Source organism: Arthrobacter sp. Ld5, from assembly GCF_051172775.1.
In the GTDB taxonomy this organism is placed as follows: domain Bacteria; phylum Actinomycetota; class Actinomycetes; order Actinomycetales; family Micrococcaceae; genus Arthrobacter_D.
The window spans coordinates 142937-166917 of record NZ_JBPKBO010000014.1; the positions used below are offsets into that span (position 1 = coordinate 142937).

General features: G+C 68.2%; 29 protein-coding genes. 11 read left to right on the forward strand and 18 right to left on the reverse strand.

All coding sequences use genetic code 11. The features are described 5' to 3' along the window. Window positions 1–128: 128 nt before the first annotated feature. Entirely contained in the window at window positions 129–2636 is a 2508-nt protein-coding gene (locus tag ACSGDB_RS04970; RefSeq protein WP_434993337.1) for a putative bifunctional diguanylate cyclase/phosphodiesterase, read from the reverse strand. 239 nt (window positions 2637–2875) lie between these two features. Here ACSGDB_RS04970 and ACSGDB_RS04975 point away from each other — a divergent pair, with 239 nt between their 5' ends. From ACSGDB_RS04975 to ACSGDB_RS05015, 9 genes are all read left to right on the forward strand, one after another. Next, on the forward strand, window positions 2876–3115 hold the full coding sequence (locus ACSGDB_RS04975; RefSeq protein ID WP_434993338.1) for a Flp family type IVb pilin: 240 nt from the start codon (window positions 2876–2878) through the stop codon (window positions 3113–3115). A gap of 81 nt (window positions 3116–3196) precedes the next feature. Next, window positions 3197–3583 (forward strand): TadE family protein, encoded by a 387-nt coding sequence (locus tag ACSGDB_RS04980; RefSeq protein ID WP_434993339.1) that lies wholly within the window; start codon window positions 3197–3199, stop codon window positions 3581–3583. Next, a complete protein-coding gene (locus ACSGDB_RS04985; RefSeq protein WP_434993340.1) occupies window positions 3571–4605 on the forward strand; it encodes a pilus assembly protein TadG-related protein in 1035 nt (344 codons plus the stop codon). The genes ACSGDB_RS04980 and ACSGDB_RS04985 overlap by 13 nt, the downstream gene beginning before the upstream one ends. Before the next feature lie 20 nt (window positions 4606–4625). Continuing rightward, a complete protein-coding gene (gene cpaB, locus ACSGDB_RS04990) occupies window positions 4626–5390 on the forward strand; it encodes a Flp pilus assembly protein CpaB (protein ID WP_434993341.1) in 765 nt (254 codons plus the stop codon). Continuing rightward, entirely contained in the window at window positions 5387–6583 is a 1197-nt protein-coding gene (locus tag ACSGDB_RS04995; RefSeq protein ID WP_434993342.1) for an AAA family ATPase, read from the forward strand. Before cpaB ends, ACSGDB_RS04995 begins: the two co-directional genes overlap by 4 nt. After that, on the forward strand, window positions 6580–8019 hold the full coding sequence (locus tag ACSGDB_RS05000) for a CpaF family protein (RefSeq protein WP_434993343.1): 1440 nt from the start codon (window positions 6580–6582) through the stop codon (window positions 8017–8019). Before ACSGDB_RS04995 ends, ACSGDB_RS05000 begins: the two co-directional genes overlap by 4 nt. 4 nt (window positions 8020–8023) lie before the next feature. Beyond that, window positions 8024–8959, forward strand: a complete 936-nt coding sequence (locus ACSGDB_RS05005; RefSeq protein WP_434993344.1) for a type II secretion system F family protein — start codon at window positions 8024–8026, stop codon at window positions 8957–8959. Window positions 8960–8969: 10 nt separating this feature from the next. Then, window positions 8970–9851 (forward strand): type II secretion system F family protein, encoded by an 882-nt coding sequence (locus ACSGDB_RS05010; RefSeq protein WP_434993345.1) that lies wholly within the window; start codon window positions 8970–8972, stop codon window positions 9849–9851. A gap of 68 nt (window positions 9852–9919) precedes the next feature. Further along, entirely contained in the window at window positions 9920–10297 is a 378-nt protein-coding gene (locus ACSGDB_RS05015) for an Hpt domain-containing protein (RefSeq protein ID WP_434993347.1), read from the forward strand. A 12-nt stretch (window positions 10298–10309) separates the two neighbouring features. Here the strand turns inward: ACSGDB_RS05015 and ACSGDB_RS05020 are convergent, their stop codons facing one another. Then, window positions 10310–11083, reverse strand: a complete 774-nt coding sequence (locus tag ACSGDB_RS05020; RefSeq protein WP_434993349.1) for a response regulator transcription factor — start codon at window positions 11081–11083, stop codon at window positions 10310–10312. A gap of 194 nt (window positions 11084–11277) precedes the next feature. Between ACSGDB_RS05020 and ACSGDB_RS05025 the strand changes: the two genes are divergently transcribed. Then, window positions 11278–12966, forward strand: a complete 1689-nt coding sequence (locus tag ACSGDB_RS05025; RefSeq protein WP_434993350.1) for a sensor histidine kinase — start codon at window positions 11278–11280, stop codon at window positions 12964–12966. Then, the gene (locus ACSGDB_RS05030; protein ID WP_434993351.1) at window positions 12967–13590 is read left to right on the forward strand and encodes a prepilin peptidase; all 624 of its coding nucleotides are present in this window, start codon (window positions 12967–12969) and stop codon (window positions 13588–13590) included. Here the strand turns inward: ACSGDB_RS05030 and ACSGDB_RS05035 are convergent. From ACSGDB_RS05035 to rpsH, 16 genes are all read right to left on the reverse strand, one after another. Further along, window positions 13587–14573 carry a tRNA pseudouridine synthase A gene (locus ACSGDB_RS05035; RefSeq protein WP_434993352.1) on the reverse strand — a complete coding sequence of 329 codons (987 nt, stop codon included), beginning with the start codon at window positions 14571–14573 and terminating at the stop codon, window positions 13587–13589. The genes ACSGDB_RS05030 and ACSGDB_RS05035 overlap by 4 nt on opposite strands. 22 nt (window positions 14574–14595) lie before the next feature. Then, window positions 14596–15219 carry a 50S ribosomal protein L17 gene (rplQ, locus tag ACSGDB_RS05040; protein WP_434993354.1) on the reverse strand — a complete coding sequence of 208 codons (624 nt, stop codon included), beginning with the start codon at window positions 15217–15219 and terminating at the stop codon, window positions 14596–14598. Between the two features lie 67 nt (window positions 15220–15286). Next, window positions 15287–16297: a DNA-directed RNA polymerase subunit alpha gene (locus tag ACSGDB_RS05045; RefSeq protein ID WP_434993356.1), complete on the reverse strand. Its 1011-nt coding sequence runs from the start codon at window positions 16295–16297 to the stop codon at window positions 15287–15289. Between the two features lie 149 nt (window positions 16298–16446). Next, window positions 16447–16848 carry a 30S ribosomal protein S11 gene (gene rpsK, locus ACSGDB_RS05050; protein WP_043440662.1) on the reverse strand — a complete coding sequence of 134 codons (402 nt, stop codon included), beginning with the start codon at window positions 16846–16848 and terminating at the stop codon, window positions 16447–16449. 152 nt (window positions 16849–17000) lie between these two features. Next, window positions 17001–17378, reverse strand: coding sequence for a 30S ribosomal protein S13 (rpsM, locus tag ACSGDB_RS05055; RefSeq protein WP_434993357.1), 378 nt, complete (start codon window positions 17376–17378; stop codon window positions 17001–17003). A gap of 163 nt (window positions 17379–17541) precedes the next feature. Further along, window positions 17542–17655, reverse strand: coding sequence for a 50S ribosomal protein L36 (gene rpmJ, locus ACSGDB_RS05060; RefSeq protein WP_043440658.1), 114 nt, complete (start codon window positions 17653–17655; stop codon window positions 17542–17544). A gap of 21 nt (window positions 17656–17676) precedes the next feature. Next, window positions 17677–17898, reverse strand: coding sequence for a translation initiation factor IF-1 (infA, locus tag ACSGDB_RS05065; RefSeq protein ID WP_019481515.1), 222 nt, complete (start codon window positions 17896–17898; stop codon window positions 17677–17679). A gap of 283 nt (window positions 17899–18181) precedes the next feature. Then, window positions 18182–19009, reverse strand: coding sequence for a type I methionyl aminopeptidase (gene map / locus ACSGDB_RS05070; protein WP_434993358.1), 828 nt, complete (start codon window positions 19007–19009; stop codon window positions 18182–18184). A 10-nt stretch (window positions 19010–19019) separates the two neighbouring features. Continuing rightward, the gene (locus ACSGDB_RS05075) at window positions 19020–19583 is read right to left on the reverse strand and encodes an adenylate kinase (RefSeq protein WP_434993560.1); all 564 of its coding nucleotides are present in this window, start codon (window positions 19581–19583) and stop codon (window positions 19020–19022) included. A gap of 5 nt (window positions 19584–19588) precedes the next feature. Beyond that, window positions 19589–20899: a preprotein translocase subunit SecY gene (secY, locus tag ACSGDB_RS05080; RefSeq protein WP_434993359.1), complete on the reverse strand. Its 1311-nt coding sequence runs from the start codon at window positions 20897–20899 to the stop codon at window positions 19589–19591. A gap of 224 nt (window positions 20900–21123) precedes the next feature. After that, complete coding sequence (rplO, locus tag ACSGDB_RS05085) at window positions 21124–21615, reverse strand: 50S ribosomal protein L15 (protein WP_434993360.1); 492 nt, start codon at window positions 21613–21615, stop codon at window positions 21124–21126. Further along, the gene (gene rpmD / locus ACSGDB_RS05090; protein ID WP_104166365.1) at window positions 21615–21833 is read right to left on the reverse strand and encodes a 50S ribosomal protein L30; all 219 of its coding nucleotides are present in this window, start codon (window positions 21831–21833) and stop codon (window positions 21615–21617) included. The genes rplO and rpmD overlap by 1 nt, the downstream gene beginning before the upstream one ends. Beyond that, window positions 21833–22552: a 30S ribosomal protein S5 gene (gene rpsE, locus ACSGDB_RS05095; RefSeq protein ID WP_434993562.1), complete on the reverse strand. Its 720-nt coding sequence runs from the start codon at window positions 22550–22552 to the stop codon at window positions 21833–21835. Before rpsE ends, rpmD begins: the two co-directional genes overlap by 1 nt. Window positions 22553–22581: 29 nt before the next feature. Continuing rightward, on the reverse strand, window positions 22582–22965 hold the full coding sequence (gene rplR / locus ACSGDB_RS05100; RefSeq protein ID WP_434993361.1) for a 50S ribosomal protein L18: 384 nt from the start codon (window positions 22963–22965) through the stop codon (window positions 22582–22584). 2 nt (window positions 22966–22967) lie between these two features. Then, window positions 22968–23504 (reverse strand): 50S ribosomal protein L6, encoded by a 537-nt coding sequence (rplF, locus tag ACSGDB_RS05105; RefSeq protein WP_434993363.1) that lies wholly within the window; start codon window positions 23502–23504, stop codon window positions 22968–22970. A gap of 18 nt (window positions 23505–23522) precedes the next feature. Further along, complete coding sequence (gene rpsH / locus ACSGDB_RS05110) at window positions 23523–23921, reverse strand: 30S ribosomal protein S8 (RefSeq protein ID WP_043440638.1); 399 nt, start codon at window positions 23919–23921, stop codon at window positions 23523–23525. Window positions 23922–23981: the final 60 nt, after the last annotated feature.

A 23981-nucleotide genomic window follows, 5' to 3' on the forward strand; every position in this document is an offset into this window, starting at 1 on the left:
ACGACCAGTCATCCCGTGAATCTCGGCTTCGCCCCCGGGCCAGGTGGTTCTGCAACTGAACCGCTCCGAAGGGCGCAGACGTATCGAGAAGGGACACGCACAACGACTCCCAAGGATAGCCTGCCGCTCTACCGTGGGTCAAAAGGGGTCCCGGCCGCGCTGGTTGCCAACCACGGCGCCACCTCGTGGCCGGGCATCGGCTCCGCCCAGAGGAAGCCCTGTGCCAGCCCGACGCCGAGGGTCTCGAGCTCCCGGAGGTGGTCCTCGGACTCGACGCCTTCGGCGACGACATCCAGTCCGAGGGCGCCGGCCATCATCGTCACCGCGGCGACGATCGGCCGTGCGTGGGCGTCACTGCCGTCCAGTCCCTCCACGAACGACCGATCGATCTTGAGGGTGGTGACGGGCAGTCGGCTCAGGTAGCTCAGGGAGGAGTAGCCGGTGCCGAAGTCATCGACCGACAGCCCGATCCCCATGCTGCGGAGCCGCGTGAGTGTGGTCATGGACCGTTCGACGTCTTTCATCACGGCGGATTCGGTGATCTCCAGTTCGACCGCCGAGGGGTCGATCCCCGCGTTCTCCATGGCTTCCGCGACGGTCGCGACCAGACCGTGATCCAGCAGTTGGCGGGCGGAGAGGTTCACGGCGATTCGGAGTCCGGACGCCCCAGGCACCTGAGCGCGCCATGCCTGCGCCTGGGTGAGCGCGTTCTCGAGCACCCACCGGCCGAGTTCGACGATCAGCCCGGTCTCCTCGGCGACCGGGATGAACTCGGCCGGCGGGACGAGGCCGTACTTCGGGTGCCGCCAGCGCAGGAGGGCCTCGAAGCCGGTGGGCGTCCGGCCGTCGATGCGGAGGATCGGTTGGTAATGGAGCTCGAGTTCGCCCCGTTCGGCAGCACGCGGAAGGTAGGAGCCGATATCGAGGCGCGTCTCGGCCTGTCGGTGCATCGACTCGTCGAAGACGACGCCGTCGATCCGGCCCGCCTCCTTCGCGAAGTACATGGCCGCATCCGCCTGGTGCAGGAGCGACTCCGCGGTGGCGTTCGGTGAGGAGAGCGCGATGCCGATACTGACGCTGACGAAGAGTTCCTGGCCCAGGAGGTCGAAGGGGACCTGCACCTCGGCGGCGATGCGCCCGGCGAGGTCGTGGGCGGCCGCGAGGGTGAGGTCGGCGCACACGATCACGAACTCGTCGCCCGCGAAGCGGGCCAGGGTGTCCGTGGGGCGCACGGCACTCCGCAGACGCGCGGCGAGCTGGATGAGGAGGCTGTCGCCGGCGGCGTGGCCCAGACCGTCGTTGACCACCTTGAAGCGGTTCACGTCGAGGAAGAGCACGCCCACCTGCGTCCCGGCCCGCTCGCCGTCGTGGAGTTCCTCCTCGATGCGATGCGCCAGGAGCGCGCGGTTCGCGAGTCCCGTCAGCGGGTCGTGGAACGCCAGCCGTTGGAGAGCCTCCTCGGCGAGCTTGCGCTCCGTGATGTCCACGGCGGTTTCGAGCAGACGCACCAGGACGCCGTCGCGGCGTTCGGCGGCCGCCCTGGTGTGCACCCAGCGGACCTCGCCGCTGGGACGCAGGATCCTGTGGACGAGTTTCAGCGGAGGGCCCCCGGACTCGAGGTCGTGCCAGACCTGCTGCACCCGCTCACGGTCATCGGGGTGCAGCACCGAGTGCCAGAGTTCCTCGGTCGGCTCCTCCGTCACCGGGAGGCCGTGGATCCGGAAGTACTCGTCCGACCACCACCGGTGCCCCGTCACCATATTCACCTCGACCGACCCGACATGTGCGATCTCCTGCGCGAAGGTGAGGCGGTCCCTCTCGTGCTCGGCGGCGGCACGCTGCTGCTCGGCCTCGGTGATGTTGCGCGTGACGACGGTCGTCCCCGCAACCCTGCCTGCACTGTCGAAGACCGGGGACAACGTCACGGACACTTCGATGAGCGAGCCGTCCCGGTGACGGGCGAGCGCCGGCTGCGCGGAGACACGCCTCCCGGCCGCGAGCGCCTCGAGAAATTCCCTCCTGATCCCGGGGACCTCCCTCGGAGCCAGTAGCTCCACGCTGCGGCCGATCGCGTGGTCCGCGCTGTAGCCGTACAACGCCTCGGCCGCGTGGTTCCAACTGGTGATGGTGCGGTCCGGGTCGACTGCCATGATGGCGTCACCCGACGCCTCCACCAGGGCGGCGAGCCGCCGCAGGTGCGCGAGGTCCGCGGGCTCCGTGGTCCGGACCTGGGAGACGACGACGACGGCGCCGTGTCGCCGGATGTGGGTCAGGACGGCGGCGTCGCGATGCTGGAGCTGGACCTCCTGCACGAGGCCGTCGATGACCTGCTCGAGTCCGGCGAGGAGGCGAGCAGCGTCTCCCGGCGCCGGGGCGCTCGCCGCCGCGCTCCTCCACAGCCCGAGGCACGATGCGCCGACCCCGGCAAGCCCTGCCGGCCCAGCGGCCCAGTGGCGGTTGGCGGCGAGCACGATGCCCTCGCCGGAGAGCACGGCCACGGGCAGCGGCAGGGCGTCGAGGATCTCCCAGAAGCGGCCGTCCTGCTGCCACTCCAGGGTCGGAGGCACGACGGGCAGCGCGCACGGCGCGGACGGCGCGGACGGCGCGGAGCCGGACCGGCCGGGGAGAGGGGACATGCCGACAGTGTAGGGCGAGCGCAGTGCGGGGCAGCAGGACGCGCCAGCTTCCGCAGGGGCAATGGGCGACCGGGGCAGGGCGGGCGCAGGTTCTGCGCAGTGCGCGTGCAGAGCCGGTGCAGGTTCGTCAGCGTTCGGTCAGGATCAGGGCAAACCCGGTTTCTGACGGGTTCGTGTTGCTAGCTTTCTGGCAGCGCTGACGTCGGGTCAGCCACTTCGAACCGTCCCAGGAGTCCCTCATGTTCCTCGTGTCCAACACCCGTATGCATCTCCTCCCCCGTCTGGTCCGCAAGGAAGACGGCGCCACCGCCGTCGAGTACGGCATCATGGTCGCGCTCATCGCCGTCGTCATCATCGCGGCAGTCACCCTGCTCGGTGGCGGGCTCGACACCTCCCTCAAGCAAGCTAATTGCGCGATCAAGGGTGGTACCTTCACGGCGGCCAATGTTGATAACGCATTGGGCGGCTGCTCCGTCTGATCGCACCACTTATCGCGTGCAGCATCATCCGTCTCCGGCTGACGTCAGACCACGTCAGCCGGAGTTGTTGGAGGCCAAGATATGAAAAAGGAAAACGGCGCAGCAGCAGTCGAGATGGCCTTGGTCCTGCCAATTCTCATTTTGCTTTTGTTTGGGATCATGGAGTTCGGCAGAGCATTCAACACTCAGGTGACGCTGACCAATGCGGCTCGAGAAAGCGTCCGGGTGATTGCTATCTCGAAGGATGAACCGCGGTCGAAAAGCTCCGCCGTCAATGCTGCAGGAGCGCTGCGTCCCGCCTTATCGCCCTCTGATGTCACCATCTCGGTTCCGGGAGCAACCTCCGGGAACCGCTGTCCCGCGGGAAGCACTGCCACTGTGACCATCACCTACTCGCTGAGTACCCTCACGGGCATCGCCGGCCCCTTCGCCATGAAGGGCAGAGGGGTCATGCTGTGCGGAGGTTGAGGTCGGCTGGCGCCGCGAACGAACGAGGCGCGGTCAGCGTCCTCGTCGCCCTCCTCATGGTGGTCCTCCTGGGCTTCGCGGCTCTCGCCATCGACGTCGGCATGCTCGTCTCCGAGAAAGCACAGCTGCAGAACGGCGCCGACGCGGCTGCGTTGGGCATTGCCCAGCGCTGCGCGAAGGACCTGAATGATGCAACGAACTGCGCGTCCTCGTCTGTGGAAGCGCAGGACCTTGCGAACTCGAACGCTCTCGACGCGAAGACCCGTATCGTCAGCACGAACCTTCAGAAGACCGCCGGTCGCGTCACCGTCACCACCGGGGCGCGGGAAGCCGGCACCGGCGCCAACCATGTCTCCCTCGTTTTCGCAAATGTTCTCGGCGTTGCATCGACGGACGTCACCGCGAGTGCGTCGGCAGCGTGGGGCGGCCCGTCGAAGGTCGAAGCACCGTTTGCCATCGCCTTCTCGAAGTGCGAGATCGATTCCACAAGGACCGCAGACGGAGCCTTGCAGTTCCTTCGGTCTCACGGGCTCAACGACACCGGCGATAACTGCCACGGCACGTCGTCCGGCCACGAGATTCCGGGTGGTTTCGGCTGGCTCGTCCAGGACATCTCGGGATCCTGCCAGGCCACCGTCTCACTGAGCAGCCCCTGGGTCGCATCGGACAGCGGCGACAACCTCAAGGACGGTTGTGGACCGCGCCTCAATGAATGGAAGGCGAAGCTTGCCGCCGGGGAGCGACTCGTACAGCTCTTCCCGGTCTTCGACGACACCGCCGGTACCGGCAGCGGCGGCAAGTTCCGCATTGTCGCATTCGCGGCCATCGACGTCCGCGGCTGGAACTTCCAGGGATATGAGTACATGCTCGCCGATGCTCGCAGCCACTTCACGACCAATGGGTACAACAACAGCGACCGCGGATTCATCGGTCGCTTCGTACGCTACGTATCGCTCGATGAAGCTGTCGAACTGGGCGGTCCCATGATCTACGGCGCAAACGTCGTCCAACTCACGCAGTAACACCACAGATCGGTCTCACCATGAAATCCCGTCTCCTCGCCGGCGTCGCCGCCGTCGTCCTCGCGCTCGTCGGAGCGCTGATGCTGTTCGGCTACGCCCAGGGCGCGGAAGCACGCGCCGTCGAGGGCCTCGACCCCGTGGATGTCCTGGTGGTGGCCACCGCGATCCCTGCAGGCACCCCGGCCGAGGAGCTCCAGCCCTTCCTCACCACCAAGGCCCTCCCGGCCACCGCCGTAGGGGCGACCGCGCTCAAGGACCTCGAAGCGTCGGGCGGCAAGATCACCGCGGTCGAGCTCATGCCCGGCGAGCAGCTGCTCGCAGAACGCCTCGTCGAACCGGACGACGCCGCAGTGACCGGCAGCGTCGACGTACCCGAGGGCCTGCAGGAGGTGTCCTTCACAATCGAGCCCGACCGCGCCGTCGGCGGCAAGATCGCCCCGGGTGACACCGTGGGCGTCTTCATCTCGCTGGAGTCGGGCGGGATCGAGGAGGAGCCGGACGTCCCGACGACGAAACTCGCCCTCCACAAGATCCTCGTGACCTCCGTGCAGCGCGCCCCCACCGCCGTCGCCGTCGACCCCGCTGCCGACCCTGAGGCCCAGGCGCGCGCGGAAGCCGAGGCACTGCCAAGCGGCTCCCTCATGCTGACCATCGCTGTCGACACCGCCCAGGCGACGAAGATCGTCCACGCCAACCAGAACGCCTCCCTGTGGCTGAGCAAGGAAACCGCCGCGACGGTCGAGGGAGACTCCCCCGTCATCCAGAACAAGGAACTGTACCGATGAGCAGATTCGTCCTGATCACCCCCAGTTCGGAGTTCGAGCAGAAGCTCCGCCTCGCCGTCGCCGGCGGGCTTCAGGGCCATGTGAAGAGCCTGCCTGCGAGCGTCCTGACCGGGGACCCGGCGTCCGTCCTCGACCAGCTGGGTCTGGAACGGCCCGAGGTCCTGGTCTTCGGCCCGGGCATCGCCATCGAGGAAGCGCTGCGCCTCGCCCTGGTGGTGGACGTGACCTTCCCGGAGATCAGCGTCGTGCTCGTCCACGACGACCACCCGGACATCGCCCTGCAGGCCATGCGGGCCGGCGTCCGCGATATCCTCTCCCCGCTGGCGGACGTCCCGAGCATCCGAGCGCAGCTCGAGCGGGCCTGCCAGGCCTTCGCGACGCGCCAGCGTTCCGGCGCGCATCCGCCCCGCGAGCAGCAGAGCGGCCTCGTCGTCGGCGTGTTCTCCCCGAAGGGCGGCGTCGGCAAGACGACGGTCGCCACCAACCTGGCCGTCGGCCTGGGCAGACTGGCGCCGATGGGCGTGGTGATCGTGGACCTCGACCTCCAGTTCGGCGACGTGGGCACCGGCCTCTACCTGAATCCCGAGTACTCGGTGCTGGACGCCGTCACGGGTGCCGCCACCCAGGACTCGATGGTGCTCAAGGCCTTCCTGACCCCGCACCCGTCGGGCATCTACGCCCTCTGCGGCCCCCGGAATCCCGCCGACGCCGACCGCATCTCCTCGGCCCAGGTGACCCGCCTCATCCAGCAGCTGGCGCTGGAGTTCCGGTACGTCGTCGTCGACACCGGCCCCGGCCTCACCGAGCCGAGCCTCGCCGCCCTCGAGCAATGCACCGACGCCGTCTGGGTGACCGGCATGGACGTACCGAGCGTCCGGGGCCTGCGCACCGGCCTCGACGTGCTGCAGCAGCTCAACCTCATGCCCGAGACCCGCCACGTGGTCCTCAACTTCGCCGACACGAAGACGGGCCTCTCCGTGGAGGACATCGAGGCGACCCTCAACGCGCCCGTCGACGTGTCCATCCCCCGCTCGCGGGCCATCACCCTCGCGACCAACCGCGGCGTCCCGCTGCTCCAGGACAAGGTCCGCGATCCTGCGACGAAGAGCCTCACCGAACTCGTGCAGCGGTTCGACCACGAGTGGCGCGCGAAGTCCCAGCGGAAGCTCCACCGGCGCGTGGTCGTCCGATGACGCTCTCCGCCCGCATCCAGGCCGCGGGCCTCTCCCCCGCTCCGGCCCCCGTCGTCGAATTGGCGTCCGGCGACGCCGCGCCGGTACAGCGCCCGGCGACCCTCGCCCCCGCGATCGTCCGCGACGCACCCGAGAAGCCGGGCAGCGCGAAGGTGGACGTCTTCGCGGGCCTCAAGCAGCGCGCCGCCGAAGCCCTGTTCGAGCGCATGGGCACCCGCGCGAGCGACACCTCCATCACCGAGGAGGACCTGAAGGTCGTCGCGCGCGAGGAACTGAGCCAGATCATCGACGCCGAGCAGGTGCCGCTCAGCCCCGACGAGCGGCGACGCCTCATCCAGGACGTGGCCGACGACGTCCTCGGGTTCGGCCCCCTCCAGAGGCTCCTCGACGACGCCTCGGTCACGGAGATCATGGTCAACCGGATGGACCAGATCTACGTGGAGCAGCAGGGCAAACTGACGCTCAGCGAATCCCGGTTCAGCTCGGAGGAGCACCTACGGCGCGTCATCGAGCGCATCGTCTCCAAGGTGGGTCGCCGCATCGACGAGTCCTCCCCCTTCGTCGACGCCCGCCTCGAGGACGGCTCCCGCGTCAACGCCGTGATCCCGCCGCTCGCGGTCAACGGCTCGTCGCTGACCATCCGCAAGTTCAGCAAGATCCCCCTGACGGTGCAGAACCTCATCGACTTCGGGACGCTGACCCCCGAGATGGCCGAGCTGCTCGACGCCTGTGTGAAGGCAAAGCTCAACATCATCGTCTCGGGCGGTACGGGCACCGGGAAGACCACCCTGCTCAACGTGCTGTCCTCGTTCCTCCCCGAGGACGACCGCATCGTCACCATCGAGGACGCCGTCGAACTCCAGATCCAGCAGCAGCACGTGGTCCGTCTGGAGAGCCGTCCGCCGAACACCGAGGGCAAGGGCGCCGTGAGCATCCGCGACCTCGTCCGCAACTCCCTCCGCATGCGGCCCGACCGCATCGTGATCGGCGAGGTGCGAGGAGGCGAGTCCCTCGACATGCTGCAGGCCATGAACACCGGCCACGACGGCTCGCTGTCCACGGTCCACGCCAACTCGCCGAGGGACGCCGTGGCACGCCTGGAGACCCTCGTGCTCATGGCCGGCATGGACCTGCCACTGCGGGCCATCCGCGAACAGCTGGCGTCCGCGGTCAACCTCGTGGTGCAGATCTCGCGCCTCCGCGACGGCAGCCGGCGCATCACGCACGTCACCGAGGTGCAGGGCATGGAGGGCGACGTCGTCACGCTGCAGGACGCCTTCGTCTTCGACTACTCGGCCGGCGTGGACCAGAAGGGCCGCTTCCTCGGACGCCCCGTGCCCACCGGTATCCGCCCGCGCTTCATGGAGCGCTTCGAGGACATGGGGATCACCGTCTCGCCCTCCGTCTTCGGGTCCGTTCCGGCCCGCGGGCGGTAGGCGCATGGCCCTCCTCCTCGTCGGCGGTGCCGCCCTGGTGATCGGCGCGATCGTCCTGGTGCTCGTGGCGCTCCGGCCGGCCCAGTCCCCGGTCCCGCTGGACCGTCGCCGGCCGCCCGTCCAGCAGCAGACCTCGCAGCTCTCCCGCTTCGCGGGGGCAGCGGGCCGCGCCATGGACGGGTACCTGCGCCGGCACCCGATGCGCTTCCTCGACCAGGGCACCCTCGAGACGGCGGGCATCCGGATCAGTCAGGCCGAGGTCTACCTGCTCGTGGTCCTCGGCGGCATCACCGGGCTCCTGCTGGGCTGGGTGCTGCTCGCGCCCGTCGTCGGCATCCTCCTGTTCCTGCTTTCCCCCGCCGTCGCGCACCTGGTGGTTTCCTTCCGGACCGGACGCCGGCGCAGCCGCTTCGACACCCAACTCGGTGACACGCTGCAGCTGCTCACCGGCGGCCTGCGGGCAGGGCACAGCATCCTGCGCGCGATCGACGCCGCGGCCACGGAGGCGGACAGCCCGACGTCGGAGGAGATGCGCCGGATCGTCGCCGAGACGAGCCTCGGCAAGGATCTCCTCGCCGCGCTCATGGACGCCTCGCACCGCATGCGGAACGAGGACTTCGCCTGGATCGCGCAGGCCATCCAGATCAACCGCGAGGTCGGCGGGGACCTCGCGGACGTGCTCGACCAGGTCGGGCACACGATCCGCGAGCGCACGGAGATCAAGGGCCACATCAGGGCCCTCGCCGCGGAGGGCAAGTTCTCCGCCTACATCCTCGCCGCACTGCCCTTCGGCATCGCGCTGATCCTCACCGTGGTCAGCCCGGGCTACGTCGACCCGCTGTTCACCAAGCCGCTGGGCTGGGTGATGCTCGGAGCCGCCGCGGTCATGATGGCCATCGGCGGGCTCTGGCTGCGCAAGCTCATCGACCTGAAATTCTGAGGACACCGTCATGGACCCCACCCTGCTCGCCTCGCTCCTGCTCACCTCGGCGCCCATCGGCTACTTCACCTGGTCCCTGCTCACCTCGGACGCCCGGATGCACCGGACCGTGCAGCGGAACCTCACCCAGGGCATGGCCGGGGTCGCCGCCGCGGCGGACCGGCCGAATCCCCTGCTGCGGCTCGGCCGCCGCCTCACCCCGCAGGCCTACGTCGTGAAGCTGGACCACCTGCTGGCCCTCGCCGGCCGGCCTGCCTCGATGCCGCTGGCCAAGGTCCTGACCGCCAAGCCCCTGCTCGGTCTCGCCGGTGGACTGGCCGGCCTGCTGCTCCTGCAGTCGAACCCCAGCAGGGTCTTCGTGCTGCTCTCGCTCTTCGTCACGCTCCTCGGCTACTTCGTTCCCGATCTGCTCCTCTACAGCAAGGGGCAGGAACGCCAGAAGGCCATGGCCCTGGAACTGGCCAACACCCTGGACCAGATGCTGATCTCCGTGGAGGCCGGCCTGGGGTTCGAGAGCGCCATGCAGCGCGCGGGCGAGACAGGCAAGGGGCCGCTCGCGGACGAGCTCGTGCGGACGCTCCAGGACATGCAGGTGGGGCGCAGCCGGCGGGAGGCGTACCTCGCCATGGCGGACCGGAGCAGCATCCCGGAGCTGCGCAGCTTCGTGAAGGCCATCGTCCAGGCGGACGCCTACGGCATCGCCCTGTCGGGTGTCCTGCGGACCCAGGCCAAGGTCATGCGCGTCAAGCGGCGCCAGCGGGCGGAGGAGAAGGCGATGAAGCTCCCCGTCGCGGTGCTCTTCCCGCTCCTGCTGTTCATCTTCCCGGTGCTGTTCATCGTGATCCTCGGTCCGGCCGCGCTCAACGTCATGGACACGTTCGCCGGGCCGTGACGCCCGGGGCTCCGCTGTCCGCCGACGGCTCCCGGCTGATCGTGAGGACCCCGCCGTAGGCTTGAGGGGTGCCCCCGAACGCCTTCCCGGACATCCCGCCGCTCGTGGACCTCACGGTCCTCGCCGACCTCGAGCGGCAACTGAACGACCCCGGGCCTGCCCGGGCCTTCGCCCGCGACTTCATCGCGGGCTTCGGTGACCGCCACCTCCGGCTCGCGCGCTCCGTCGCCGACGAGGACCTGCCCGCCGCCGTCGAGGCCGCGCTGAGCCTCCGCAGTTCGTCGATCATGGTCGGTGCCGAACGCCTTGCGGCCCTCGCCTCGTCCTTCGAGGCGGCCGTCACCGCGGCGGACCTCGACGCCGCACGCCGCTCACTGCCGGACATCGAGCAGTGCGGGTTCGCGACGATCGAGGAACTCGAAGCCCGGTATCTCGACTCCGTCTGAGAATGCGGTGGGTCAGGCGCGCACCGGGGTCAGCCGGTAGCCGACGCCGCGCACGGTCTGCAGCCAGCGCGGGTTCTTCGGATCCTCGTCGAGCTTCCGCCGGAGGTTGCCGATGTGCACCTCGATCGCCCGCTCGTCGGAATCGCTGATGTAGGTGTCCTCGCCGTAGTAGTCCCCCCGGACGACCCGCACCAGATCCGCCTTCGTCCTCACCGCGCCACTACTCCTCAACATCTCGTTGAGGAGGTCGAACTCGCTGCGCGTCAGCGGGAGGTCGCGTCCGTCGACCACGACGGTCCGGGCGGACGCGTTCAGGGCCAGCCCGTTGTGTTCCACCACCGGCGAGGCCTCGGCCGCGGCCGGCGCGGCGGGCGCTGCCGTCGGTCCGGGAACCGCGGCCGCCTCCTCCGGGACCGCCCGCGGCCGCCGCAGCATCGCCGCGATGCGCGCGCGCAGCTCCCTGGGCCGGAACGGCTTCGTCAGGTAGTCGTCGGCGCCCGACTGCAGCGCCGTCAGGGTGTCCAGCTCGTCGCCCCGCGAGGTCAGCATCACCACGTAGCAGTTGCTGAAGCCGCGGATGCGCCGCAGCACCTCGTACCCGTCGATGTCGGGCAGCCCGACATCGAGCGTCACCACGGCGGCGTCGTGCGCTCGCACCAGTTCGACGCCGTCCTTGCCGCTCGGCGCCACCTTGACGTCGAAGCCCGACTGCCGCAGCACCGCCCCGACCAGATTCCGCACATCGGCGTCGTCCTCGATGACGACGGCCACTCCCGGATCGCTCATTCCGTCCAACCCCCATCCGACCAGCGGTCACGCCGGGTCAATTCGTCCTGGCAACCATTCTGCCGTTCGTCTGCAGAAAATGCGTCGGATAGGCGTGCAAAACGCGGGGAGAGCGACATAATGAAGGCAGTACGTAGGTCTCAGCGTCGGAAAGACATTCAGTATGTGGAGTTCTCACGCCCCAAGGAACGTGCATGGCTAGGGGGTCCAGCGCGTCCTGGCCGCACGCCGCGGCGTCGAGAATGACCATCGGCCGCGAAGGTATCCTCTGCCAGGTCCCCCTCACGCTGATCGTCGTCGTCCTGTCCGTCACCGCACCGGTCCTGCGCCCCGGGCTGATGTCCAACCCGACGTACGAACTGGGCTTCTGGCTGATCCTCGTGCTGCTCGCACTCTGCGTCGTCGTCCCTTGGAACGAACTGCCCCGCGACGTCGTGCTCGCCATCCCGCTCCTCGACTTCGTCGCGATCGCCCTGCTTCGGACGGGCGGCACGGACATCCAGCCGGGGCTCGGCGTCCTCGCCCTCTTCCCCGTCCTCTGGCTCATGCGGTCCTCCCTGCCCATCTGGGCGGCCCTCGCCTGCACGGTGGCCGGTTCGCTGCTCATCACCGCGTGGCCCCTCCTCGGGTCCTTCGATCCGAGCCGGCTGGCCACGTACGCGGGTGCCCTGCTGCTGCCCCTCGTGATGCTGTGCATCGGCGTCACCATCCACTTCCTGAGCGCCGGTGCCGAAGCCAGGGATGCGGAGATTGCCCGCAAGGACAGCGAGCTCAAGGACCTCCTGAAGGCTGCCATCGACCGCGAGCGGGTGCTGACCGCGATCCTCAACACGGTCGACGTCGGCCTCACCGCCGTCGATGCGTATGGCAACACCACCCTGACGAACCGGCAGCAGGAGCTGTTCAACCGCCTCGCGGCCGGCCACGACGGCGAAGGGCCGGACACCCTCTTCTTCGGCCCGGACCGCGTCACGCCACTGCCTCCGGACCGGCGGCCCGTGCACCGGGCCCTCACGGGCGAGACCTTCGCGGACGAACTGGTGTGGGTCGGCGACGGCGACGCACAGCGCGCCCTCTCGACCGCGGCGCGCCCCATCAAGAACGCCGACGGCGGCATCACCGGCGCCCTCGTCGCCTGCAGCGACATCACCGAACTGGTCGAGGCGGTGAACGCCAAGGACATCTTCATCTCCAACATCTCGCACGAGTTCCACGCGCCGCTGACCTCGGTGCTCGGCTACCTCGAACTCGTCCTCGAGGACGACCACTGCCTGCCCGCGCACCTCGCCGGCTACGTCGACGTCGCGGGCCGCAACGCCGAACGCGTGCTCCACCTCGTCGCGGATCTGCTCTCCACCGCGGGCGACCGCGTGAGGGTGCATCCGCGGCCCGTGGACCTCGCGGCCGTGATCGAGATGAGCGTCCGGTCCAACCGCCTCCGCGCGCAGAAGAACGGGGTGCGGCTGCGGACCGACGCCCTGAGTCCGCTCTGGACGCTCATCGATCCGCTGCGGATCTCCCAGGTGCTCGACAACCTGCTGTCCAATGCCATCAAGTACTCCCCCGAGGGCGGCCTCGTGATCGTGCGCGCGGAGGAGACCGAGTCGGAGATCAACCTCCACGTGGACGACCGCGGCATGGGCATGACGGAGCAGGAGGCCCGCCAGGTCTTCTCCCGCTTCTACCGGACGCCCTCAGCGCGCCGGGCGGACATCGACGGAGCCGGGCTGGGGCTGGCGATCACCAAGTCCATCGTCGAGAGCCACGGCGGCACCATCAGCTGCACCAGCTCGCCCGGCAAGGGGAGCCGCTTCACGGTGACGCTGCCGGTCGACGGAGGCGTCAGCCGGTCGCCGCAGGACACCCTGGAGGACTCCGTCTAGGTGGTGGCCGTCCTGATCACGGCGCTGGCCGCCGCCGCGGTGTCGTACGCGCTGTTCGCCCTTGCCGGCCGGGATCCGCGGACCGTGCTGCCGGAGCGCGCACGTCTGCCGCTCGCGCTGCTCGCGGGTGTCCTCGCGGGTGCGGGAGGCTCCGTCACGGCCGACGGGTGGACGCTGCCACTCGTGGGTTGCCTCGCGGCCTTCGGCGTCCTCCTCGGCGCCATCGATGCGCGCGCCAAGCTGCTGCCGAACGCGGTCCTCGTGCGCTTCACCGCAGTGACGATCCCCCTGCTCCTGCTGGCGGCCGGGGCGGGCGGATCATGGGCCGGGCTGCTCGGCGCCGCTGCGGGCGCGGCCGCACTGTTCGCCGTCTACTTCGTCCTCGCGCTCATCAACCCTGCGGGCATGGGGATGGGGGATGTGAAGCTGGCCGCCGTGCTCGGTCTCTTCGGGGGCTGGGCGGGCGCTTCCGCCTGGCTCGGCACGCTCCTCGGCGGGTTCCTGCTCGGGGGCCTGGCCGGGGTCGGGGTGCTGCTGTTCCGCCGCGGCTCGCGCGGCTCCACCTTCCCCTTCGGTCCCGGCATGCTGCTCGCCGCGTTCGCGAGCTTCGTCCTGCTGGCCTAAGCGCGCAGGCCGTCCTCACCGGTGGCCGGTGGCCCGGGCTCCCCGGGACGGGCGAGGTGTCCGGCGTTCCGCCGAGCGCGCGTGAGCCCGGCCCGTTCCCCGAGCTCGTCGTGGCCCGGATAGGCGATCTCCTCCAGCACGAGCGGGTGGGGCGCGGCCAGGATGGACCGGGCGTCCTTCAGCCGGGCCGCCAGCCGCTCCCCCAGCCACACCGGGGGCATCTCGCCGGAGCCGACGCGCAGGGTGGAACCGATCAGCGCGCGCACCATGTTGTGGCAGAACGCGTCCGCCTGCACGGTCGCCGCGATGACGCCGTCCTGCCCGCGCACGAACTCGTACCGCTGGAGTTCGCGGATGGTCGTGGCGCCTTCGCGGGGCTTGCAGAAGGCGGCGAAGTCCTGCATGCCCAGCAGCTGCGCGGCACCCTCGTTGAGCAGCGCGACGTCGAGGGAGCCGGGGTACCAGAGCGTGGTGTGGCGGCCCAGCGGGTCCTGCCCGGTTGCCGTGTCCGCGATGGCGTAGCTGTAGCGGCGCCATAGCGCCGAGAACCGTGCGTCGAACCCCGCCGGCGCCGGGGTCGCCGCCCGGACGACGACGGCGGGCACCGAGTTCCGGACCGACCGGCCGCGCCCGGTGATGCCCTCCGTCAGCACGCGGTTGACCGTGCCGGTGAGGCGCCGGAGGAAGGCCTCCGAGGGATCCATGTCCCTGCCGCGAGCCATCGACTCCCATTCGTGCCGGGCGAGGTCCACGTGCGCCACCTGGCCGCGGGCATGGACGCCGGCGTCGGTCCGCCCGCCCACCGTGAGGCGGGCCTGCCGGCGCAGGAGCGTGAAGAGGGCGTCCTCGAGCACGCCCTGGACGGTCGTCAGCCCCGGCTGGAGGGCCCAGCCGGAGAACAGGGAGCCGTCGTAGGCCAGGTCGAGCCGGACACGCAGGAGCCCGCCGTCCCTCGAGGGGACGGCGGGCTCGTGCGTGGTCATGGCGTGCGTCGGGCGGGAAGAATTACTTCTTCTCGTCCTCCACGTCGCCCTCGACGACGACGACCTCGTCGGTGCCGGCTTCGGCATCGATCGTGGTGTCCTCGGCGGCGACCTCGTCGGCGGACGCTGCGGACTCGGCTGATTCGGCCGAATCCACGGACTCGGGTGAGTCGACCGAATCGGGCGAATCCACGGAATCGACGGAGTCAGCGGACTCGACGGGCGCTGCTGCAGCGGCGGGTGCCTTGGCCTGCTCGGCCTCGGCGACCACGGACTGCTTGGCGGACAGGGGCTCCAGCACCAGTTCGATGACCGCCATGGGGGCGTTGTCGCCCTTGCGGTTGCCGATCTTCGTGATGCGGGTGTAGCCGCCCTCGCGGTTCGCAACGGCAGGTGCGATGTCCGTGAACAGCTCGTGGACGATGCTCTTGCTGCTGATGACGCCGAGGACGCGGCGACGCGATGCGAGATCGCCCTTCTTCGCGAACGTGATGAGACGCTCGGCGTAGGGGCGAAGGCGCTTGGCCTTGGTCACCGTGGTGGTGATCCGCTTGTGCTCGAACAGTGAGGCGGCCAGGTTGGCGAGCATCAGGCGTTCGTGCGCCGGACCGCCACCGAGGCGTGGGCCCTTTGTAGGTGTGGGCATGATTCTTTCTCCTCATTAGGTGTCCGTCCCGCCGCCCGGGCGGGCGGTGGGGCGGACGGATAGCGTGTTAGACCTCTTCGTCGCCGAAGGGGGCGTCGTCCTCTTCGATGGCTGCGGCGCGGGCGGCAAGGTCGAAGCCTGGAGGGGAATCCTTCAGGGACAGACCGAGCTCCACGAGCTTCGCCTTGACCTCGTCGATGGACTTCGCGCCGAAGTTGCGGATGTCCATGAGATCGGCCTCGGAGCGTGCAACGAGTTCACCCACGGAGTGGATGCCCTCGCGCTTGAGGCAGTTGTACGAGCGGACCGTCAGTTCGAGGTCCTCGATCGGCAGCGCCATGTCCGCAGCAAGCGCTGCGTCCGTCGGCGACGGGCCGATCTCGATGCCCTCGGCCGCGGTGTTCAGCTCGCGGGCGAGGCCGAACAGTTCCACCAGGGTGGTGCCGGCGGAGGCGACGGCGTCGCGCGGGGCGATGGCGTCCTTCGTCTCGACGTCGACGATCAGCTTGTCGAAGTCGGTGCGCTGCTCCACACGGGTGGCCTCCACGCGGAAGGTCACCTTGAGGACCGGCGAGTAGATGGAGTCGACCGGGATGCGGCCGATCTCCGAGTCGCCGGCCTTGTTCTGCGACGCCGAGACGTAGCCGCGGCCGCGCTCGATGGTCAGTTCGAGCTCGAACTTGCCCTTCGAGTTGAGGGTCGCGATGTGGAGGTCCGGGTTGTGGAACTCGACGCCGGCCGGGGGCGCGATGTCGGCAGCGGTGACGACGCCGGGTCCCTGCTTGCGCAGGTAGGCGACGACGGGCTCGTCGTGCTCCGAGGAGACGGCGAGGTTCTTGATGTTCAGGATGATCTCGGTGACGTCCTCCTTCACCCCGGGGACCGTGGTGAATTCGTGCAGGACGCCGTCGATGCGGATGCTGGTGACGGCGGCACCGGGGATCGAGGACAGGAGCGTGCGGCGGAGCGAGTTGCCGAGCGTGTAGCCGAAGCCGGGTTCGAGCGGCTCGATGACGAACCGCGAACGGTTGTCGGCGACTACTTCTTCAGTCAGGGTGGGGCGCTGTGCAATAAGCACTTACATTTCCTTTCGGGAAGCATCCGCTATATGACGCTTCCAAATGGGCGGGACTGCTGGTCAGCCGGCTCGATAGCTACTGGAACGGCACCGAACCGCCCTGCCGGAACCTGGGTTCCTGCAAGGCGGCACGGTGACCGGGAAGCTGATTAGACGCGGCGGCGCTTGGGCGGACGGCAGCCGTTGTGCGCGCTCGGGGTGACGTCCGAGATGGAGCCGACCTCGAGGCCGGTGGCCTGCAGCGAGCGGATCGCAGTCTCGCGTCCCGAGCCCGGGCCCTTCACGAAGACGTCGACCTTCTTGACGCCGTGCTCCTGTGCACGCTTGGCCGCGGCTTCGGCGGCCATCTGCGCCGCGAACGGCGTGGACTTGCGTGATCCCTTGAATCCGACCTCACCGGCGGAGGCCCAGGAGATGACTGCTCCGCTGGGGTCCGTGATGGACACGATGGTGTTGTTGAAGGTGCTCTTGATGTGCGCCTGGCCGAGGGTGATGTTCTTCTTGTCCTTGCGACGCGGCTTACGCACCGCTCCACGAGTCTTGGGGGGCATTACTTCTCCTACGAAGGTATTGGGTAAAGCATGTGATCAGCTGATCGGAGCTGTACCGCTGATTGGATCGACCAACCTGCGGATGGGCCCCTGATGGCCGGGTTCCCTGGCCGGGCGAGCGCTAGCGAGTCCGGTTAGGGTGCCATTAGGGACTAGCGTCCGACCTTCTTCTTGCCTGCGACCGTACGCTTCGGGCCCTTGCGGGTACGGGCGTTCGTCTTCGTACGCTGTCCACGTACGGGAAGGCCGCGGCGGTGCCGAATGCCTTCGTAGCTGCCGATCTCGACCTTGCGGCGGATGTCGGCTGCGACCTCGCGACGGAGGTCGCCCTCTACCTTGAAGTTGCCTTCGATGTAATCGCGGAGCTGGACCAGCTCGAGGTCGGTGAGATCCTTGACGCGCGTGTTCGGGGAGATCCCCGTGTCGACGATCGTCTTCTCTGCACGGGTCTTGCCCACGCCGTAGATATAGGTAAGCGCAATGACTACCCGCTTTTCGCGGGGGATGTCTACGCCAGCGAGACGTGCCATGGTGGCGGTGCTCCTTTGGTGTTGCCGGAGGTGTGGAGCAGAACGATCGCGGAGTCGGTGCTCCGGTCCCCGGCCTCCGAGCCGGGGGTGTGCACCCCTTCAGGGGTGCCGTTCTGCCGTTGAATATACTTCTACGCGCGGGGAGAAGCCTCGGAAGAGGTTCTCAGCCCTGGCGCTGCTTGTGGCGCGGGTTCTCGCAGATGACGAGAACGTTGCCCTTGCGGCGAACCACCTGGCACTTCTCGCAGATCCGCTTCACGCTCGGGTTGACCTTCATGGTTTTCCTTCGAGTTGATTCTTATTTGTAGCGGTAGACAATACGGCCCCGGGTGAGGTCGTACGGGCTGAGTTCCACTACTACCCGGTCCTCAGGAAGGATTCGAATGTAGTGCTGGCGCATCTTTCCCGAGATGTGGGCGAGAACAATGTGACCGTTGGCCAACTCAACGCGGAACATCGCGTTGGGCAGCGCCTCGTTCACAGTGCCTTCAATCTCAATGACACCGTCTTTCTTGGCCATATCCTCCGCTAACGTCTGTGCCCACCACTTGCACGGCGGGCTGGTTTGGGGTTTTGATTGCCTGACCCCGCGGGAGCCGGAGCTCCGCTGCGGGCAGGTCTCCACGGCCCATTGGGCATGGAAAGCAGAGACAACCAACAGACAACGATACGCTACGGCCCCGCGATAGTTAAATCGGCCGATACCATATCCGGCGCGGAACGGACGAAGGTCCCCCACCGGGAGTGGGGGACCTTCGCTGTCCGTCGTGCCGACGGTGCTGTTCCGGGCGGAGGGCCCGCGGTCATCCGCCCAGGGGCGCCGGCGTCACACCGAGCGGCCCGAGCCGGGACGCTCCGCCGTCCGCTGCCGTGAGGACCCAGATGCCGCCGTCGTGGACGGCGACGCTGTGCTCCCACTGGGAGGCACGCTTGCCGTCGGTCGTGACCACCGTCCAGTCGTCGTCCAGCACCGCGGTCTCGAGGCCGCCCTGGACGAGCATGGGTTCGATCGCCAGGCACAGCCCCGGGCGAACCTTCGGGCCGCGGTTGGCGCTGCGGTAGTTGAGGACGTCCGGTGCCTGGTGCATCTGCGTGCCGATGCCGTGTCCCACATAGTCCTCGAGGATGCCGAGTGCGGGTCCGGGGACCGAGGTCACGTAGTCGTCGATCGCCGCGCCGATGTCCCCGACGAAGCGGGCCGAGGCCAGGGCGGCGATCCCCCGCCACATCGCCTCCTCCGTCACCTCGGAGAGGCGCACGTCCTCCGGACGTGGTGTCCCGACGATGACAGTGCGGGCGGAATCCGCGTGCCAGCCACGGACGACCGCCCCGCCGTCGATGGAGAGGATGTCCCCGTCCTCCAGCACGTGATCACCCGGGATGCCGTGGACCACCTCGGCGTTGACCGAGGTGCAGATGCTCGCGGGGAAGCCGTGGTACCCGAGGAAGTTCGACGTCGCGCCCTCCTCGCGGAGGACCGCCTCGAACACCGTGTTCAGTTCGGCGGTCGTCACCCCGACCGCGGCGGCGGCGACCGTGCGGTCGAGCGCCTTCGCCAGCACCTGTCCGGCGTCGCGCATGACGAGCATCTGCTCGGTGGTCTTGTATTCGACCTTGGGCTGGCGGAACATCGCGAACGTCCTAGCTTGCTACTTTGAGGGCTGTCATGACGCGCTCGGTGACCTCGTCGATGGTCCCGATGCCGTCCACCCGGGTGACGATGCCGCGCTCGTCGTACCGTGCCACGACCACCGCGGTCTGGTCGTGGTACAGACCGAGGCGGTGGCGGATGACCTGCTCGTTGTCGTCCGACCGCCCGTCCAGCTTCGCCCGGCCGAGCAGCCGCTTCACGAGCTCCTCGTCGTCGGCGGTGAGCTGGAGGACCACGTCGAGGGCGAGATCGTGCTCGCGCAGGATGTCGTCCAGTTCCGCGACCTGGGAGGCGGTGCGGGGGTAGCCGTCGAGGAGGAACCCCTCCTGGACGTCGTCGGCGGCGAGCCGGTCCCGGACCATGCTGTTGGTGACGCTGTCCGGGACGAAGTCGCCGGCGTCCATGAACTTCTTCGCCTCGAGCCCGAGCGGCGTCTCACGCCGCACGTTGTCGCGGAAGATGTCGCCGGTCGAGATGGCCACCACCCCGAGACGCTCGGAGATCCGGGCGGCCTGGGTTCCCTTGCCGGAACCGGGGGGACCGATGATCAGCATTCTCGTCAACGCAACAACCCTTCGTAGTGACGCTGCTGGAGCTGAGCGTCGATCTGCTTCACCGTCTCGAGGCCCACGCCCACCATGATGAGGATCGAGGTGCCCCCGAACGGGAAGTTCTGGTTCGCGCCGATGGCCACGAGGGCGATCAGCGGGATCAGGGCGACGAGCCCGAGGTAGATGGCGCCCGGCAGCGTGATGCGTGAGAGCACGTACTGCAGGTACTCCGCCGTCGGACGACCCGCCCGGATACCCGGGATGAAGCCGCCGTACTTCTTCATGTTCTCCGACACCTCGTCCGGGTTGAAGGTGATGGCGACGTAGAAGTAGGTGAAGAACACGATCAGCAGGAAGTACATCAGCATGTACAGCGGGTGGTCGCCGCTGGTCAGGTAGGTGGAGATCCAGTTGACCCACCCGGCGGGGGCGGTGCCGTCCTGCGGCGTGTTGAACTGAGCGATCAGGCTGGGCAGGTACAGCATCGAGGACGCGAAGATCACGGGGATGACGCCGGCCATGTTGACCTTGATCGGGATGTAGGTGCTGCTGCCGCCGAGGGTGCGGCGCCCGACCATGCGCTTGGCGTACTGGACCGGGATGCGGCGCTGCGACTGCTCCACGAAGATCACGAGGGCGACGACGACGACGCCCATCAGCAGGACGAACGCGAAGACCATGGCCCCCTGGGTGCGGAAGATCTCGCCCAGCGAGGTGGGGAAGCCGGCAGCGATCGCCGTGAAGATCAGCAGGGACATGCCGTTGCCGACACCGCGCTCGGTGATGAGCTCACCCATCCACATGATGAGGCCGGTTCCCGCGGTCAGCGTGATGATGAGCAGCAGGATGGTGACGAGGGAGTCGTCCGGGATGATGGGCACCGGGCAGTTGCCGAGCAGCGCGCCCGACCGGGCCAGCGAGACGAGGGTGGTCGCGTTGAGGAGACCGAGCGCGATCGTCAGGTAGCGCGTGTACTGGGTCAGCTGGGACTGCCCCTGCGCGCCTTCCTGGTGCAGCTCCTGGAAGCGGGGAATGACCACCCGAAGGAGCTGGGTGATGATGCTCGCGGTGATGTAGGGCATGATGCCCAGGGCGAAGATCGAGACCTGGAGCAACGCTCCACCGCTGAAGAGGTTGACGAACTGGTACAGACCCCCCTCGGTGTTACCGAGGGCCAGGCACTCCTGGACGTTGCCGTAGTCGACGCCTGGTGCGGGGATGAACGCCCCGAGGCGGAAGATGGTGATGATTCCCAGCGTGAACAACAGCTTGCGCCGCAAGTCTGGCGTCCGGAATGCCCGGCCAATAGCGCTTAGCAAGCGTCCTCCTGAAGGTCTGTTGGTCCTGGCGCGGACCGTACACAACAACCGAGTCTAACGGTTGGTCATGGATGCGGGACTTCCCGCCGATGGTGGGTGGCGTAAGCCGAAAAAAGACTCCTGGTGGGCTGATTCAGCCCTGCCCACCAGAAGTCTAGTTCCTTGATGCCGTGGATCACAGCCGACCCTCCCCCGGCGGTACCGGGAGCGGGTCGGCGGACGACCTACAGTTCGGTGACGGATCCGCCTGCTGCGGCGATCTTCTCCGCAGCGGAGGCGGAGAAGGCGTCGGCCGAGACGTTCACGGCAACGGTGATCTCGCCGGTCCCCAGCACCTTCACGGGCTGGTTCTTGCGGACGGCACCGTTGGCCACCAGGCTCTCCACCGTGACGTCGCCGCCGTCGGGGTAGAGCTCGGACAGCTTGTCCAGGTTCACGACCTGGAACTCGACGCGGAACGGGTTCTTGAAGCCGCGCAGCTTGGGAAGGCGCATGTGCAGCGGCAGCTGGCCGCCGGCAAATCCTGCCTTCACCTGGTAGCGCGCTGCGGTGCCCTTGGTACCACGGCCCGCGGTCTTGCCCTTCGAACCCTCACCACGGCCGACACGGGTCTTCGCCGTCTTGGCCCCGGGTGCGGGACGCAGGTGGTGCACCTTCAACGCATGCACGCGCTCTGCCTTTGCCTCGGCCGGAGCCGTGCTGTTCTTCTCTGCCATTAGTTGGCCTCCTCAACCTTCAAGAGGTGCGGAACCGTGTTGATCATGCCGACGGTGACGGCGTCGGCTTCACGGACCACGGTGTGGCCGATCCGCTTCAGACCGAGCGACCGCAGCGTGTCGCGCTGGTTCTGCTTGCCGCCGATGGCGGACTTGATCTGGGTGATCGAGAGCTTCGCGGAGCTCACGGGCACCTTCTTCGGGGTGATCGCGGTCATCACGCACCTGCCTTCTGAGCTGCGATTGCGCGCAGCATCTGGTGGGATGCGACCTCGTCGAGGGGCAGGCCACGGCGGGCCGCGACTGCCTGGGGCTCCTCGAGGCGCTTCAGCGCGTCAACGGTCGCGTGAACGATGTTGATGGCGTTCGCGGAACCGAGCGACTTGGAGAGGACGTCGTGGATGCCGACGCACTCCAGGACCGCACGCACCGGACCGCCGGCGATGACGCCGGTACCCGGGGAGGCGGGACGGAGCAGGACGACGCCTGCGGCTGCCTCACCCTGCACCAGGTGCGGGACGGTGCCGCCGATGCGCGGAACGCGGAACATCGTCTTCTTGGCTTCCTCGACGGCCTTCTGGATCGCCGAAGGAACTTCCTTCGCCTTTCCGTAGCCGACGCCGACCATGCCGTTGCCGTCTCCGACCACCACGAGGGCGGTGAAGCTGAAGCGCCGGCCGCCCTTGACGACCTTCGCGACACGGTTGATGGTGACGACGCGTTCGATGAACTTGTCCTTGTCGTCGTTGCGACCGCCGTCGCGACCGCCACGGCCGCCACGCTCGCCGCCGCGGGCGCTGCCGCCGCGCTCGCCACCGCGGGCGTTGCCGCCACGCTCGCCACCGCGGGCGTTGCCACGGTTCGCGTCAGCCGACGCGGTCTCCGTTGCGCCTGTGGCCGGAGCTTCGGCCGCGGGCTGCTCTGTAGCCGTATTCAATGGGGCTTCCTTTGCCTTGTTCTCCTCGGTCACAGTGCCAGCCCACCTTCACGTGCGCCGTCTGCGATTGCTGCAACGCGACCGTGGTACTTGTTGCCACCGCGGTCGAACACGACTGCCTCGACGCCGACGGCCTTGGCACGCTGTGCCACGAGCTCGCCGACGCGCTTCGCCTTGGCGGTCTTGTCACCGTCGAATGCACGGAGGTCCGCTTCGAGGGTGGAGGCCGAGGCGACGGTCACGCCCTTGGTGTCGTCGACGACCTGCACGAATACGTGGCGGGCCGAACGGTTGACGACCAGGCGGGGACGGACGGCGGTACCCGAGACGCGCTTGCGTACACGGAGGTGCCGGCGTCCGCGGGAGGCGGCCTTGCTCTTCGAGCTGCGCTTCTTGTTGATGCTCAGACCCATGGTTACTTACCAGCCTTTCCGACCTTGCGGCGGATGATCTCGCCTGCGTAGCGGATGCCCTTGCCCTTGTACGGGTCGGGCTTGCGCAGCTTGCGGATGGTTGCAGCGACCTCGCCGACCTGCTGCTTGTTGATGCCTGCGACCGAGAGCTTGGTGGGGCTGTCGACGGTGAGCGTGATGCCCTCGGGAGCCTTGACGGCCACCGGGTGGCTGTAGCCCAGAGCGAACTCCAGGTCGCTGCCCTTGGCCTGGACACGGTAACCCGTGCCCACGATCTCGAGGTTCTTCTTGTAGCCCTCGGTGACTCCGACGATCATGTTGGAGACGAGGGTGCGGGTCAGGCCGTGCAGCGAGCGCGACTCGCGCTCGTCGTTGGGTCGAGTGACCGTGAGCGTGCCCTCGGAGAGGGAGACCTCGATGGGGCTGGGGACCGTGTGGGCCAGCTCGCCCTTCGGGCCCTTCACGGAGACTTCCTGACCGGTGACCTTGATCTCGACACCCGCGGGAACGGTGATGGGGAGACGTCCAATACGTGACATGTTTCTTTCCCTTTCCCGTTACCAGACGTAGGCGAGGACTTCCCCACCTACACCCTTCTTGGATGCCTGGCGGTCCGTGAGCAGACCGGAGGACGTGGACAGGATGGCGATACCGAGGCCGCCAAGCACGTGGGGCAGGTTCGTGGACTTCGCGTACACGCGCAGGCCCGGCTTGGAGATACGGCGGATGCCGGCGATGGAACGCTGGCGGTCCGGTCCGAACTTGAGGTCGATGGTCAGCTTCTTGCCGACCTCCGCTTCCTCTTCCTTCCAGCCGGCGATGTAGCCCTCGGCCTTCAGGATGTCCGCGACGCGGGCCTTCAACTTGCTGTACGGCATGGACACGGAATCGTGGTAAGCCGAGTTGGCGTTGCGCAGACGCGTGAGCATGTCTGCGACAGGATCTGTCATTGTCATGTGGGCTCTTGCCCTTCCTCGAAACGGTTTCCGGTCTCCGGTCGGCACACGGGGTGCCGG